The sequence below is a fragment of the Pseudochrobactrum asaccharolyticum genome (assembly GCF_003314995.1).
GTDB lineage: Bacteria > Pseudomonadota > Alphaproteobacteria > Rhizobiales > Rhizobiaceae > Pseudochrobactrum > Pseudochrobactrum asaccharolyticum.
Map to the genome: position 1 here is coordinate 590382 of NZ_QNRH01000001.1, position 13535 is coordinate 603916.

Below are 13535 nucleotides of genomic sequence, written 5' to 3' on the forward strand. Positions count from 1 at the left end.
AATGTTTAAAATCAATGATTTAAAAATGCGGTAATATGTTACCCTATTAATTATCGCCGGTTTTACCCTTTGATAGGCACTATATAGACGTGACTCTTTAATTGCTGCCGATAAGAACCTAAAGCATGTCGCAGCTAAATGTATTCATTAGCGTTGGCGAACATGCGATAATCACAAAGAATCTAGAGCGAGCGCAGTGGGTACGATTAAACGCAACACGCTCTAGATTAGCTTTCACATAACCGAGCATGAAAACGGAGAGTTCCATGAATGATGAACAAGTAAAATCTATCCTGCAGACCAAACATGTCATTGCGCTGGTCGGGGCTTCTCCGAATGAAGATCGTCCGAGCTTTGGTGTCATGAAATATCTGCTGGAGCATGGTTATAAAGTTATTCCGGTTAATCCGGGGCAGGCGGGCAAACAGATACTTGGTCAGGCCGTTTATGCTTCACTGGCAGATATTCCGGAAAAGATCGAAATTGTTGATGTTTTCCGTGCTTCTAACGCAGTGCCTGCCATTGTGGACGAAATTCTGGCGCTGAAAACACAGCCTGATGTTTTGTGGTTGCAGCTTGAAATCAGCCATGAAGGAGCGGAAGCCAAAGCGCGCGCTGCGGGGATGCAGGTGGTGACCAATATGTGCACCAAACAACAGCATCAGCGCCTGATCGGAGCATAAACAGATTTATCGGTAGCCGGTGTCTGCGCGAAACGGAAAAAGATAATAGTTTGCGTGAATTATAGCGTTAAGTGGAATCTTTTTCTTTGCTTGTGGGGAAGTAAAATCCTAACCTGTCCCAAAGTTTTTATTTTGGGAGTAGAGAATGTCTAAGCGCAGCCCCGGTTTTGATACCCTTGCCATCCATGCAGGCGCCAAGCCGGACCCGACAACCGGTGCCCGCACCACGCCGATTTATCAGACCGCATCTTATGTTTTTGATGATGTTGATCATGCTGCCGCACTGTTCGGCCTGCAGGCATTCGGCAATATCTATACCCGCCTGACTAACCCGACCACAGCCGTTCTGGAAGAGCGCGTTGCAGCGCTTGAAGGCGGTACAGCAGCTGTTGCCACCGCATCCGGCCATGCTGCACAGTTGCTGGTATTCCACAATCTGCTGCGTACCGGCGACAATTTTGTTGCTGCGAACAAGCTTTACGGCGGTTCGATCAATCAGTTCGGCAATGCCTTCAAGTCTTTCGGCTGGGAAGTGCGCTGGGGTGATGTGGATGATGTTTCCAGCTTTGAGAAACAGATCGACGACAAAACTCGTGCGATTTTCATTGAAAGTCTGGCCAATCCGGGCGGTATCGTTGTTGATATCGCTGCTATTGCGGAAATTGCACATAAGCATGGTCTGCCGCTGATCGTTGATAATACAATGGCGTCGCCATATCTGATCCGCCCAATTGAACATGGTGCAGATATTGTTGTGCATTCGCTGACCAAATTCATCGGCGGTCATGGCAATTCTATGGGCGGTATTCTGGTCGATGGCGGTACTTTCGACTGGTCGAAATCCGGCAATTACCCGATGCTGAGCGAACCACGTCCTGAATATGCCGGTGCAGAACTGCACAAAACTTTCGGCAATATTGCTTTTGCCATTGCAGCACGCACACTTGGTTTGCGCGATTTTGGTCCGGCGATTTCTCCGTTCAACTCGTTCCAGATTCTGGCGGGTATTGAAACTCTGCCGCTGCGTATTCAACGCCATTGCGACAATGCGCTGAAAGTGGCTCAGTGGCTGGAAAAGCACGAGAAAGTTTCATGGGTGCGTTATGCCGGTCTGCCAACCGACAAATATCATGCTCTGCAGCAGAAATATTCGCCTAAAGGCGGCGGCGCGGTTTTCACCTTCGGTCTGAAGGGCGGCTATGAAGCCGGTAAGACATTTGCGAACTCGCTGGAACTGTTCTCACTGCTGGCAAATATCGGTGATACCCGCTCGCTGGTTATCCATCCGGCATCCACCACCCATCGCCAATTGACAGATGAGCAGAAAGTTGCTGCCGGTGCAGGGCCGGAAGTGGTGCGTTTGTCGATCGGCATTGAAGATGCTGACGATATTATCGCTGATCTTGAACAGGCTCTGGCAAAGATCGCCTGATGTCGCTGTTGCTGCCTGTAAATACAATGTCTGAACCGGAACTTGGTGCGCCTGCAGAAGGGCGTATCATTTCCGGTAATCCGCAGTTCAGAACATGGAATGCGGAGGAGACCTCAGACGGGCTTTATGCCGGTATCTGGGAGGCGACTGAAGGCAAGTGGCATGTCGCTTATGATGAGTGGGAGTTCTTCCAGTTGATCAGCGGTGTGTCTGTGGTGACGGAAGAAGGCAAAGAGCCGGTCACCTTACGGGCAGGCGATAGTTTTATCATCAGACCGGGCTTTAAAGGCACGTGGGAAGTGATTGAAACAACTCGTAAAACCTATGTGATAAAGCTTTAAACTTATATTGTCTGAAATAGAAAACGCCGCGTCTTGATAGACGCGGCGTTTTTGTTTTTACCATTCCAGTTTCAGGCTTTGCATACCGTGGAAGTGATAGGTGTCGCCATAGAGCGGCGGCTCGGCAAAGCGGATATTTGGCAGGCGTTTGAACAATGTCGCCAGTGATACCTGCATTTCCAGACGTGCCAGCGGTGCACCGATACAGAAATGGATCCCGGCTCCGAAAGAAACATTCTTCTGATCCGGACGTTCCGGCCAGAAGCGATCCGGCTGCTCAAAAGCCAGATAATCGTGGTTGCCGGAACCCAGCAACAGGCCAAGCTGTTCACCGGCTTTGAGCGTTACGCCTTCGACAATTTCAGTCTCATTATAGGCATAGCGAGTGAACATATGCAGCGGAGCATCAAAGCGCAGGCTTTCCTCAACCGTAGCAGCGGTTGATTCCGGCGTTGCAAACAGGGTGCGATGATCCAGACCGCTTTGCAGAATGCTCTTAACCGCATTGCCGGTCTGGTTGACCGTTGCTTCATGTCCGGCATTGAGCAGCAGGATACAAGTGGTGATCAACTCATCTTCCGAGAGCTTGGCACCATTTTCTTCTGCGGCGAGCAACAGGCTTAGCAGATCATCACCCGGATTTTTACGGCGCTGGGCAGCGTAGTCACGCAAATAATCGGAAAACTCTTTGGCCGCCTGATTAGCACTGTCTTCCACTTCACGCGTCGCATTGTGCATATACATGTTGACCATGCGATGCGACCAGTCGAGCAGTTGCGGGGCGTTGTCAGTCGGCACACCGAGCATTTCGGCAATCACCACTACCGGAATAGGGGTGGCGAAAGCAGGCATCAGGTCGACATGACCTTGGTGTTCAAAACCGTCAATCAGCTCATTAGCGAGCTTTTCAATACGCGGGCGCAGGCGTTCAACCTGACGGGAGACGAAAGCACGGTTGACGAGGGTGCGCAGGCGGGTATGTACCGGCGGCTCGATCTCCAGCATGGAGTGACGCTCAACGCCGTCAAAATCTTTGAGATGTTCGCGATTGATTGCATTGGCGCGATAACCGCCTGGTTCTTCACGGCCAAAACGGCGGTCGCGGAATAGCTTGTTGATATCGTCGTAACCGGCAAAGCACCAGAAACCGTAATCTTCCCAGAAAAACACCCGCGCATTGTTATGCAGCCACGCATAGGCCGTATAGGGATTCTGCACAAATTCCGGCTGGTGCGGATCAATACGCACGTGGCGGGTCGCAGGATCAAAATGGAGATAGTCAGGTTTTACAGGGGCGTTTGGTATGTGATTCATCAGGCTTTCATCGCATTGCTATTCAGATTGAGTATGCGACTATAGAAGCAGATGAGGGAGATTTGGAGCGTGACAAAGCGCGCTTGCAGAGAATACAAATGAGACGGTTAATTGTTGGCGTCTGCTAATACTTTTCCAGCTTCATTCAATGGCTCTTTAACTGAAGTGCTTATGGAAATAAGAAAAATCATAAGTATTAGGGCAATGAATCCAACGATCAGCCCGTATTCAATAGAGGTTGCGCCTGATTGTGTTTTCAAGAAGATCTTCAATTTTAAAATGACCTTCATTTCAATCGGAAACATTGCTTTATGTGAAGATCGTCTGGCTTGTAGCCAGACGATCTGTTTTTAGTATTATTACTTGGTCGCGTTTTGAAGCTCAGTGGATACTGTACCAAACAATGCAGCCAAATCGGTACCCAATAATGTGAGAGCAGCAATAAGAGCCACAGCAACCAAAGCTGCGATCAGGCCGTATTCGATTGCTGTTGCGCCGTCTTCATTTTTACGGAAACGTTTGAAAATTGCTTTCATTGCCTTAACTCCAGATAGTTCTTTATTTGTTATGGTCTTGATGACCTGTCACGACTTATAGCGCACAGATTGTTTTTCAAGACTTAAATTACATAGTAAATGAAAATTAAGTGTTGTTCTTGCTTAATAATTTGCTGCTATTTAGAAGGCTTTGCTCAATTACGTAAATTGATAACGCTGGATATTATATTGATTTCAACGCGTTAAAAAACTCCCTGAAATAAACAAACCCCTGAACCGGTTTGTCGGCTCAGGGGCTTGTTTATTTTTTATGTTCGCAAAAGAAGTATTTTCAGATGAATTTTCTTCTTTATTTGAAGAATATATTAAAAATCCCAATCGTCGTCTTCAGTTGCAACCGCTTTACCGATCACATAGCTGGAGCCGGAACCGGAGAAGAAGTCATGATTCTCATCAGCATTCGGGGAGAGTGAAGACAGGATCGCCGGATTAACATTGGTAACTGTGCTCGGGAATAATGATTCATAACCGAGATTCATCAGTGCTTTGTTCGCATTATAATGCAGGAATTTTTTGACGTCTTCGGTCAGGCCGGTGCCGTCATACAGCGCTTCCGTATATTTGGTCTCAACATCATAGAGATCAAGCAGCATAGCAAAGGCAAAATCCTTTAGCTCCTGCTTGCGCTCTTCGCTCTCTTTTTCCAAAGCGAGCTGATATTTATAGCCGATATAATAACCATGCACGGCTTCATCGCGAATAATCAGGCGGATAAGATCAGCGGTATTGGTGAGTTTCGCACGGCTCGACCAGTACATCGGCAGATAGAAGCCGGAATAGAACAGGAAGCTTTCCAGATAAACACTGGCGATTTTACGCTTCATCGGATCATCAGATTTATATTCATTGACGATCAGAGCGGCTTTGCGCTGCAGATGTGGGTTTTCTTCACTCCAGCGATAGGCATCATCCACATCCGGAGTTGAGCACAGAGTAGAGAAGATCGAGGAATAGGAGCGGGCATGAACTGCTTCCATAAAGCTGATATTCGACAGAACAGCTTCTTCATGCGGTGTTACCGCATCCGGCATCAGGCAAATTGAGCCGATGGTGTTCTGAATGGTGTCGAGCAGGGTCAGGCCGGTGAAAACACGAATGGTCAGTGTTTTTTCTGCCGGTGTGAGCGTGCCCCAGGAAGGAATATCGTTGGATAGCGGCACTTTTTCAGGCAGCCAGAAGTTACCGGTCAGGCGGTTCCATACTTCGAGGTCTTTATCGTCTTCGATACGGTTCCAGTTAACGGCTTTCGTGGCGCAGATCAGTTTAGGTTGGGCGTTCATTTTAAGCTCTGAATGTGTGAGGAGAAGACCGTCTGTCGCAGACAGACGGTGCTTTTTCAAACGTGACGATGATTACAGGGTGCAGGAAACGCAGCCTTCTACCTGTGTGCCTTCCAGAGCCATCTGGCGCAGGCGGATATAGTAGATCGTTTTGATTCCCTTGCGCCATGCATAAATCTGCGCCTTGTTGATATCGCGTGTTGTTGCGGTATCACGGAAGAACAAGGTGAGGGACAGGCCCTGATCCACATGCTGCGTTGCCGCTGCATAGGTGTCGATGATCTTTTCAGCGCCGATTTCATAAGCATCCTGATAATAATCGAGATTATCATTGTTCATGAACGGAGCAGGGTAATAAACGCGGCCGATCTTACCTTCCTTGCGAATCTCAATCTTGGATGCAATCGGATGGATCGAAGAGGTCGAGTTATTGATGTAGGAAATCGAACCTGTCGGCGGAACAGCCTGAAGGTTACGGTTATACATACCATGCGCCATCACTGATTTGCGCAATTCTTCCCAGTCTGCCTGTGTTGGAATCGCAACGCCTGCGGTTTCAAACAGTTCACGAACACGGGCAGTTTCCGGTTCCCAGACCTTGCTTGTATATTTGTCGAAGAATGTGCCGTCGGCATATTTCGAATCTTCAAAGCCGACAAAGCTTGATTTGCGATCCATCGCAATGCGGTTGGACGCTTTAATCGCGTGATAGGCCACGGTGTAGAAGTAGATATTGGTGAAATCCACGCCTTCTTCTGAGCCGTAGTAAATACGCTCGCGTGCCAGATAGCCGTGCAGGTTCATCTGACCAAGGCCAATCGCGTGTGATTCATCATTGCCGCGGGCAATTGATGGCACAGAAACGATCTTGCTCATATCCGACACAGCAGTCAGCGCACGGATCGACGTTTCAACAGTTTTGCCGAAATCCGGGCTATCCATGGTCATCGCAATATTGAGCGAGCCGAGGTTGCAGGAAATGTCCTTACCGATATGTTCGTAGTTCAGATCGTCCTTATAGACGCTGGCTTCGCTGACCTGCAGAATTTCCGAGCAGAGATTGCTCATGGTAATGCGGCCGGCAATCGGATTGGCAGCATTCACGGTATCTTCGAACATGATGTACGGATAGCCGGATTCAAACTGAATTTCCGCCAGTGTCTGGAAGAAAGCACGAGCCTTGATCTTCTGCTTGCGGATGCGGCCATCATCAACCATTTCACGGTATTTGTCTGTAACCGAGATTTCAGTGAAAGGTACACCGTAAACGCGTTCCACATCATATGGCGAGAACAGATACATATCCTCGTCATTTCTTGCCAGCTCAAAGGTAATGTCGGGAATCACCACACCGAGCGACAGCGTTTTAATGCGGATTTTTTCATCGGCATTTTCGCGCTTGGTATCGAGGAAGCGCATAATATCCGGATGGTGGGCATTAAGATAAACCGCACCGGCACCCTGACGCGCACCCAGCTGGTTGGCATAGGAGAAGGCATCTTCGAGCAGCTTCATGATCGGAATAATACCGGAAGACTGATTCTCGATCATTTTGATCGGTGCGCCGTGCTCACGGATATTGGTGAGCGAGAAAGCAACACCACCGCCGCGCTTGGAAAGCTGCAGCGCGGAATTGATCGAGCGACCGATCGATTCCATATTGTCTTCCATACGCAGCAGGAAGCAGGAGACCAGCTCACCGCGCTGTTTTTTACCGGCATTGAGGAAGGTTGGTGTCGCTGGCTGGAAACGGCCGGACAGCACTTCTTCCATGATCGAGATCGCCAGAGCTTCGTCACCGTCGGCCAGAGCCAGCGCGACCATGCAGACGCGGTCTTCATAACGTTCCAGATAGCGCAGACCGTCAAATGTCTTCAGCGTATAGCTGGTGTAATATTTGAAAGCGCCGAGGAAGGTCGGGAAGCGGAATTTCTTTTTATAAGCGAGATTGAAGAGATTCTGCACGAACTCGAAAGAGTAGAGATCCAGAACTTCTTTTTCATAATAATTCTGGGTGACCAGATAATCGAGCTTCTCTTCCAGATTGTGGAAGAAAACCGTGTTCTGGTTCACATGCTGAAGGAAATACTGGCGAACGGCTTTACGATCCATATCAAACTGGATCTCACCATTCGGGCCGAACAGGTTCAGCATGGCATTCAGTGCATGATAATCCATCGCCGGAGTGTCCTTGTTAGAACTCCCGTTGTTTGAACTGCTTGTGTTGATTTTGTCTTTCCGTTCAAGCTCAAGAGTCGTCACAGTTTTTCCAATTCATCTCTCAGGGCGGGCAAATAAAGATACGGCTTTATCCGCATACCAGTTCATGTTTCTGACCTTGCTTTTAAAGCGGCCAGCCATTCAATTGCTGCTGTTTATTGCCGGCGCATTTTTAATAGCCATCATTAAAAGTGCGCCGGTTTGTTCAAATAAGAGCGTCAGGCTGCTTCGGCATGCTGCCAAAAACGTTGCAAACCGTGACGCACCTTCATGACATCCTCATCTGTTCCCGCCAGTTCGTAGCGATACAGAAACGGTACCTGACATTTCTCAGAAATGACTGTCCCTGCAAGGCAATATGTGGCGCCGAAATTCCGGTTTCCGCCCGCGATGACGCCGCGGATGAAAGAACGGTTGGAGCTGTCATTGAGGAAACGAATGACGGGTTTAGGCACCGCGCCGCGTCCGTCTCCTCCGGCATAGGTTGCCACAACCAGAACAAATGGCTGGGTAACCTTCAGAATATCTTCCTTCATGCTGCACGGGATACGCAGGGCAGGCAGTCCGGTTTTGGTAACAAAGCGATGCGTATTTTGCGTGCCGCTTGAAAAATAGACGAGCATGCTCATAGCCACTTCCTATGTCAAAGCTTCAGCGGGCAACTGAAGTCAAACAAAGACCCTCTTTATATAAGATCATCATTCAGGCTTTTCAGCCTGCCGGATACAGATCATATAGAGAAGAGGGCGTAAGATTTCTGGCATCTGCCTGAGGCGTTTTGGCTTCCACTTATGGCTGCCCGTCATTACCAGAGGGACGACGGGCAGGGCAGTTCGCGGGAAGGCATTGGCTCCGCAGGCTGATTGTCAGCGCTGCTGATTAAGACAGTGCGCTGATCATGTCCGGACGGAAACCGGCCCAATGGGTGTCACCGGCAACAACAACCGGAACCTGCATGTAACCAAGGCGCTTAACAGTGTCGAAGCCTTCTGTATCGGCAGAAATATCAATGATGTTGAAATCGATTCCCTGACGTTCCAGAGCGCGGTAGGTGGCGGTGCACTGAACACAGGCTGGCTTGCTGTAAACGGTAATGGACATCGGATTCCTCGTTTCTTGACTGCCCTGATATTTTTCAGAGCTTTCTCTATGTTGTCTGTCTGTTGCTTGTTCCGCTGGGAACCGGCCGCAGGCAGTGTAGCGGGGGCTACGTTTCCCTTTGCAGGGCTTCAATGGCTGCACCGGATGGTGCTTTGTTTTGCATCTTGCGATGCGCGTATTCTTTTGCACCTCGCGGTGCTCTTAGCTTCTGCACCTTAGGGTGCGGTATTCTCTGTTCTCCGGAGCTTTTTGCCCTCAAAGAACGGTGCGCTTGTTTTTTTGCACCTAACGGTGCGTTTGACGCTTCCCTGTATTCCCCGCCGCTGCGCCTCTGTTGAGGCTGTTACCGGCGATAAATCCGAGCACTGTGGTTTCGCCGCCTTTACGATCAGAAGGGCGGCGAAATTTACGGCGCGCTTTAATCGCGCCTTTCATGTGCCGCACAAACTGCGGTTAATCCGCAAAACGCATGCTGTACTTTAAAAACTGATGATACGGACTGAAGAACGGTAGAGGCAGAAGAGGTGATCCGGATAACTTACGGGAAGCACCGGAGCCGGTTTTACGGATGGTCATATAAAGCCATCGGACGCAGTTGTGCCCGGATGGCTGGTGTGGCTGACACGGATGCCTGCGGTGAGTTTTCTGCTGATACGGTATTCTGAAACACAGACTCTGCAGCCTGTTCGTAACCTGATACCTGAAAAGCAGCTCTGACCTTGCGCACAACCTGATTCCTGTTGCCTTGTTAAAGTGTGATTTTTTGGTCTGTCTATATATAGACGCAACCCGTCACACTTCTTCCGTTTTCAACATGACCGGAGCGTATCGCATTTCATTTCTTCGTTGCGCCCGCTCTGGCTTCTTACATTCGCGGCATACACACAGAAAACCGGTTGGCCCTGTGTATTATGCAATGCTCCGGAACTTAAATGACTGACATCAAATTCCGATTCTTGGCCGGAAGGGACAAATCCCTTCTTTTTCGGCAAAGAACAGGCGTGACTGATCCGGATTACACTCGGTATTTCCGTATTCAACGCACCTGATAAAGTCGTTTTAAGCGCCGTTTCGAATCTGCGGTCGCAGAATCGTGGGATCTGCTTAAGACACTATATATGGTATATGTTATGAATTTTTCGTCAATACCTATGGTGTCTCTGATTTATTTTTACCCGCTATACACAGGGCTGTATAAATATCCGGGAGAGAGGCCAAAAGGCAAAAAGCCGGCATGAGGGCAGGGTGCCGCCGGTGCATATGATTCTTATCCGCAATATATAAGAAATAAGCGCTTTTAGGGCTGAATCTTTGCAGTTCGCAGGCAGATTCTTTGCTTTACAAAAGCGGCAGAACAGTCTCGCGATTCTTTTTTTGAAATTTATTTGGCCATGACAGACAAAATAATTTTATCGTCATGCGATAGCGGTTTGCGACCGATATCACCTAGTGTGAATCAATTTATGAGAAAATGCTGACATACCATAGATTTAGTATGCTCAGACTATATGTAGTAGGTGGTCTTAAAGAGGAGGGGATGAATGGTGGGCGATGAGAGACTCGAACTCCCGACATCTTCGGTGTAAACGAAGCGCTCTACCAACTGAGCTAATCGCCCGCTCGCTAAAAGCGGTATGTGCTAAATTTAAATCCGTCATGAATATGAGCACACATATCTACAACTTCGTTCAGCAAACTGATTTCTCAGAGAGTGAATGGTGGGCGATGAGAGACTCGAACTCCCGACATCTTCGGTGTAAACGAAGCGCTCTACCAACTGAGCTAATCGCCCGCTCGCTAAAAGCGGTTTGTGCTAAATTTAGATCAATCATCAATACAAGCACATATAATGATGACTTCATTCATTAAACTGATTTCTCAGAGAATGAATGGTGGGCGATGAGAGACTCGAACTCCCGACATCTTCGGTGTAAACGAAGCGCTCTACCAACTGAGCTAATCGCCCGCTCGCTTTGCAGCGGCTGTGAGGGTCATTTACGGAATTCTTTCACTAAGCGCAAGTGGAGGAATCAAAATAAAACAGAAATCCGCATTATTTTTTACGTATTCACATATCTGACATCCGAACGGCTGTGGATTTCGGATGATTCTTTGAATTCAGACGCTTAACGTGGGAGGGGCAGACATATTTTTATATGGTTTTGTGTATAAAAATCATGCTCTGAAAGTTACCTATATATATAAAGTACACAACAGCACGGCTTCGCCATAATTATCTCTTTTTCGGTGAAAAACTTTTAAAACCTCGCTTGACAGTTCACAGGGAACCCATTAGACAGCGCCCATACCGAACGGAAACGTCACGGTGCCTCAAGCGAACAGCTTGGGTCTTTCAGATCAAGTCTGAAAATACTGCGCGGGTGTAGCTCAGTTGGTTAGAGTGCCGGCCTGTCACGCCGGAGGTCGCGGGTTCGAGCCCCGTCACTCGCGCCACTTTCTCTTCTTTAAAAATTTGAAATCAGAGAAAGTGGCGCACCTCGCCTGCTTTATCAATCTCCTTTTACGTCCAGATTTAACCTTTTGTTTTTAAATGAAATTTTTTTCATTTATTTGTGAATTTTATAAGAAAACCCTTTGATTTTAAAAATGAATCAGGGTACATACAAAATCACTTCAGCACATGAAGTACTGCGCGGGTGTAGCTCAGTTGGTTAGAGTGCCGGCCTGTCACGCCGGAGGTCGCGGGTTCGAGCCCCGTCACTCGCGCCACTTTCTCTTCTTTAAAATCAAAATCAGAGAAAGTGGCGCACCCCGCCAACAATTTTCAAATTATCTTTCTGTTTATTGGCGCAAGCTTGTGTCGTCTTATTTCGTGTCTGTTGGTGCATTAATGCTGACGTCACAAAGTCGGGCTGCGTTCTGCTGTATGTTTCATTTTAAATACGCGTGTTTGGTCTTTGTGAATCGCTGATTTGTCGTGCGGGGTATCCGTCACTGCCGGTCCGTATCAATGCGCATTATATCACTGTGCGAATCCTGTTGGATGCCTTGCGGTAGACGAGGGCGCTCTGTGCTGATTTGTGTTGCGCAGTTTGTGTTTCAGGTAGGCTTCTCTGTCGCCCTATATATAAAGAGAAGCGGTTTTCTTTTTGCACTGATTCATAAAGCTGGACGATCAGTCGTCTCTTGTGAGTTTATTGGCAGTGGTCAGTGTCTGCTCGCCCGGAAGCCGAAGGCAGATGCTGCGGGCTCACTTAAAAGTGAGGTGCGCCGGCACTGCAGGGTTGGTGGCTGGTGTGCGCTACGATGCCCTGATGCTGTTTTGATTCTTTTCAGATATAATTGATAGCTCACTGTGCCGGAGATTCAGTTCTCGGGCGGATTGTTTTTATGGGACGTCTCGGGTGGTCCGAGTTGTTAACAGGCTGGCTTTTATTAATCATATCCGTGTGAGCGCATAGGAGACATGTGCTATAAAGGCTTGCGCAATCGGGTCGACTGAGATAACCGTCCCCATACAAAGCACTGTATTCGCACGGCACGCCATTTGAAGCTGTTTGGGCGAGATTGATAGTAAGGTGCAATGTGTCACATGGCTGTAGCCGTCAAATGGCTTATGTAGTGCACAACTTTACATCTTGAAGCCGGAAATAGGGTAATGAACGAGCTTTTAAGTTCCTATCTGCCGATCGTCATTTTTATTGGCGTGGCAATGGTGATCGGAATTGCGTTGCTGGTAGCGCCATTCCTGGTCGCGTACAGACAGCCGGATCCAGAGAAACTCTCTGCATATGAGTGCGGCTTTAACGCATTCGATGATGCACGCATGAAATTCGACGTGCGTTTCTATCTGGTATCCATCCTTTTCATCATCTTCGACCTTGAAGTCGCATTCTTGTTCCCGTGGGCAGTGTCCTTCGGTGAAATCGGTATGTTCGGATTTTGGTCCATGATGGTCTTCCTTGCTGTTCTGACCATCGGCTTCATTTATGAATGGAAGAAGGGAGCCCTCGAATGGGATTGACCTCTGGCCAAAATAACCAGAACGCAATGTCTGCAAACAATCCGGCAGGCGGGACGCTGATCGCTCCCCGCCCTAAGGGTATTATTGATCCGAATACAGGTAAGCTGATCGGTCAGGATGATGCGTTTTTCGGTGAGTTGAGTAATGAACTGTCCGATAAGGGCTTTATCGTTACTTCTGCTGATGCTCTCATCACCTGGGCCCGTACCGGCTCGCTGATGTGGATGACTTTCGGTCTCGCTTGCTGCGCCGTTGAAATGATGCATATTTCCATGCCGCGCTATGATGCTGAACGTTTTGGTATTGCTCCGCGTGCATCTCCGCGTCAGTCCGACGTGATGATTGTTGCGGGTACGCTGACCAATAAAATGGCACCTGCGCTGCGCAAGGTTTACGATCAGATGCCTGAACCGCGCTATGTGATCTCGATGGGATCCTGCGCAAATGGTGGTGGTTACTACCATTACTCCTATTCTGTTGTGCGTGGCTGCGACCGTGTTGTTCCGGTTGATATCTATGTTCCGGGCTGCCCTCCGACCGCTGAAGCGTTGCTCTACGGCATTCTGATGCTGCAGAAGAAGATTCGCCGCACCGGTACGATTGAGCGTTGATCGGGGATATG

Annotated in this window: 14 protein-coding genes and 5 tRNA genes; 7 read left to right on the forward strand and 12 right to left on the reverse strand. The window is 48.6% G+C overall.

Going from position 1 to position 13535, the window contains the following annotated elements; all coding sequences use genetic code 11:
• The first annotated feature begins 266 nt into the window (after positions 1-266).
• The 3 genes from DFR47_RS02745 (at position 267) to DFR47_RS02755 (ending at position 2456) form a co-directional block, all read left to right on the forward strand.
• A complete protein-coding gene (locus DFR47_RS02745; protein WP_113942850.1) occupies positions 267-683 on the forward strand; it encodes a CoA-binding protein in 417 nt (138 codons plus the stop codon).
• Between the two features lie 145 nt (positions 684-828).
• A complete protein-coding gene (locus DFR47_RS02750; protein ID WP_113942851.1) occupies positions 829-2115 on the forward strand; it encodes an O-acetylhomoserine aminocarboxypropyltransferase in 1287 nt (428 codons plus the stop codon).
• Positions 2115-2456: a cupin domain-containing protein gene (locus tag DFR47_RS02755; protein ID WP_113942852.1), complete on the forward strand. Its 342-nt coding sequence runs from the start codon at positions 2115-2117 to the stop codon at positions 2454-2456. The genes DFR47_RS02750 and DFR47_RS02755 overlap by 1 nt, the downstream gene beginning before the upstream one ends.
• Before the next feature lie 57 nt (positions 2457-2513).
• On the opposite strand, the gene DFR47_RS02760 is transcribed toward DFR47_RS02755, so the two are convergent.
• The 12 genes from DFR47_RS02760 to DFR47_RS02805 form a co-directional block, all read right to left on the reverse strand.
• Positions 2514-3770, reverse strand: a complete 1257-nt coding sequence (locus DFR47_RS02760) for a cytochrome P450 (protein ID WP_113942853.1) — start codon at positions 3768-3770, stop codon at positions 2514-2516.
• A gap of 107 nt (positions 3771-3877) precedes the next feature.
• Positions 3878-4075 (reverse strand): Flp family type IVb pilin, encoded by a 198-nt coding sequence (locus tag DFR47_RS02765; protein WP_342633936.1) that lies wholly within the window; start codon positions 4073-4075, stop codon positions 3878-3880.
• Positions 4076-4129: 54 nt separating this feature from the next.
• Positions 4130-4306, reverse strand: coding sequence for a Flp family type IVb pilin (locus DFR47_RS02770; protein ID WP_113942854.1), 177 nt, complete (start codon positions 4304-4306; stop codon positions 4130-4132).
• A 326-nt stretch (positions 4307-4632) separates the two neighbouring features.
• Positions 4633-5607, reverse strand: coding sequence for a class 1b ribonucleoside-diphosphate reductase subunit beta (gene nrdF, locus DFR47_RS02775; protein ID WP_113943208.1), 975 nt, complete (start codon positions 5605-5607; stop codon positions 4633-4635).
• Positions 5608-5679: 72 nt separating this feature from the next.
• Complete coding sequence (gene nrdE, locus DFR47_RS02780) at positions 5680-7785, reverse strand: class 1b ribonucleoside-diphosphate reductase subunit alpha (RefSeq protein WP_210207247.1); 2106 nt, start codon at positions 7783-7785, stop codon at positions 5680-5682.
• 260 nt (positions 7786-8045) lie between these two features.
• Positions 8046-8456, reverse strand: coding sequence for a class Ib ribonucleoside-diphosphate reductase assembly flavoprotein NrdI (nrdI, locus tag DFR47_RS02785; protein WP_113942856.1), 411 nt, complete (start codon positions 8454-8456; stop codon positions 8046-8048).
• A gap of 250 nt (positions 8457-8706) precedes the next feature.
• On the reverse strand, positions 8707-8928 hold the full coding sequence (nrdH, locus tag DFR47_RS02790; RefSeq protein WP_113942857.1) for a glutaredoxin-like protein NrdH: 222 nt from the start codon (positions 8926-8928) through the stop codon (positions 8707-8709).
• 285 nt (positions 8929-9213) lie between these two features.
• Positions 9214-9363, reverse strand: coding sequence for a hypothetical protein (locus tag DFR47_RS21965; RefSeq protein ID WP_210207248.1), 150 nt, complete (start codon positions 9361-9363; stop codon positions 9214-9216).
• Between the two features lie 127 nt (positions 9364-9490).
• Positions 9491-9655, reverse strand: coding sequence for a hypothetical protein (locus tag DFR47_RS21700; RefSeq protein ID WP_162930399.1), 165 nt, complete (start codon positions 9653-9655; stop codon positions 9491-9493).
• 815 nt (positions 9656-10470) lie between these two features.
• Positions 10471-10546 (reverse strand) — tRNA-Val (locus DFR47_RS02795).
• A gap of 98 nt (positions 10547-10644) precedes the next feature.
• A tRNA-Val gene (locus DFR47_RS02800) sits at positions 10645-10720 on the reverse strand.
• A gap of 98 nt (positions 10721-10818) precedes the next feature.
• Positions 10819-10894: transfer RNA gene (locus DFR47_RS02805), tRNA-Val, on the reverse strand.
• 411 nt (positions 10895-11305) lie between these two features.
• Here DFR47_RS02805 and DFR47_RS02810 point away from each other — a divergent pair.
• From DFR47_RS02810 to DFR47_RS02825, 4 genes are all read left to right on the forward strand, one after another.
• Positions 11306-11382: transfer RNA gene (locus tag DFR47_RS02810), tRNA-Asp, on the forward strand.
• A 199-nt stretch (positions 11383-11581) separates the two neighbouring features.
• Positions 11582-11658 (forward strand) — tRNA-Asp (locus tag DFR47_RS02815).
• Between the two features lie 889 nt (positions 11659-12547).
• Positions 12548-12913, forward strand: a complete 366-nt coding sequence (locus tag DFR47_RS02820; RefSeq protein WP_113942858.1) for an NADH-quinone oxidoreductase subunit A — start codon at positions 12548-12550, stop codon at positions 12911-12913.
• 26 nt (positions 12914-12939) lie between these two features.
• Entirely contained in the window at positions 12940-13524 is a 585-nt protein-coding gene (locus tag DFR47_RS02825) for a NuoB/complex I 20 kDa subunit family protein (protein WP_113943209.1), read from the forward strand.
• Positions 13525-13535: the final 11 nt, after the last annotated feature.

Bases quoted from the DNA above. Each gene is read 5' to 3' on its own strand.
- DFR47_RS02745 (WP_113942850.1), top strand. From the start codon at position 267: ATGAATGATGAACAAGTAAAATCTATCCTGCAGACCAAACATGTCATT.
- DFR47_RS02750 (WP_113942851.1), top strand. From the start codon at position 829: ATGTCTAAGCGCAGCCCCGGTTTTGATACCCTTGCCATCCATGCAGGC.
- DFR47_RS02755 (WP_113942852.1), top strand. From the start codon at position 2,115: ATGTCGCTGTTGCTGCCTGTAAATACAATGTCTGAACCGGAACTTGGT.
- DFR47_RS02760 (WP_113942853.1), bottom strand. From the start codon at position 3,770: ATGAATCACATACCAAACGCCCCTGTAAAACCTGACTATCTCCATTTT.
- DFR47_RS02765 (WP_342633936.1), bottom strand. From the start codon at position 4,075: ATGTTTCCGATTGAAATGAAGGTCATTTTAAAATTGAAGATCTTCTTG.
- DFR47_RS02770 (WP_113942854.1), bottom strand. From the start codon at position 4,306: ATGAAAGCAATTTTCAAACGTTTCCGTAAAAATGAAGACGGCGCAACA.
- nrdF (WP_113943208.1), bottom strand. From the start codon at position 5,607: ATGAACGCCCAACCTAAACTGATCTGCGCCACGAAAGCCGTTAACTGG.
- nrdE (WP_210207247.1), bottom strand. From the start codon at position 7,785: ATGGATTATCATGCACTGAATGCCATGCTGAACCTGTTCGGCCCGAAT.
- nrdI (WP_113942856.1), bottom strand. From the start codon at position 8,456: ATGAGCATGCTCGTCTATTTTTCAAGCGGCACGCAAAATACGCATCGC.
- nrdH (WP_113942857.1), bottom strand. From the start codon at position 8,928: ATGTCCATTACCGTTTACAGCAAGCCAGCCTGTGTTCAGTGCACCGCC.
- DFR47_RS21965 (WP_210207248.1), bottom strand. From the start codon at position 9,363: ATGAAAGGCGCGATTAAAGCGCGCCGTAAATTTCGCCGCCCTTCTGAT.
- DFR47_RS02820 (WP_113942858.1), top strand. From the start codon at position 12,548: ATGAACGAGCTTTTAAGTTCCTATCTGCCGATCGTCATTTTTATTGGC.
- DFR47_RS02825 (WP_113943209.1), top strand. From the start codon at position 12,940: ATGTCTGCAAACAATCCGGCAGGCGGGACGCTGATCGCTCCCCGCCCT.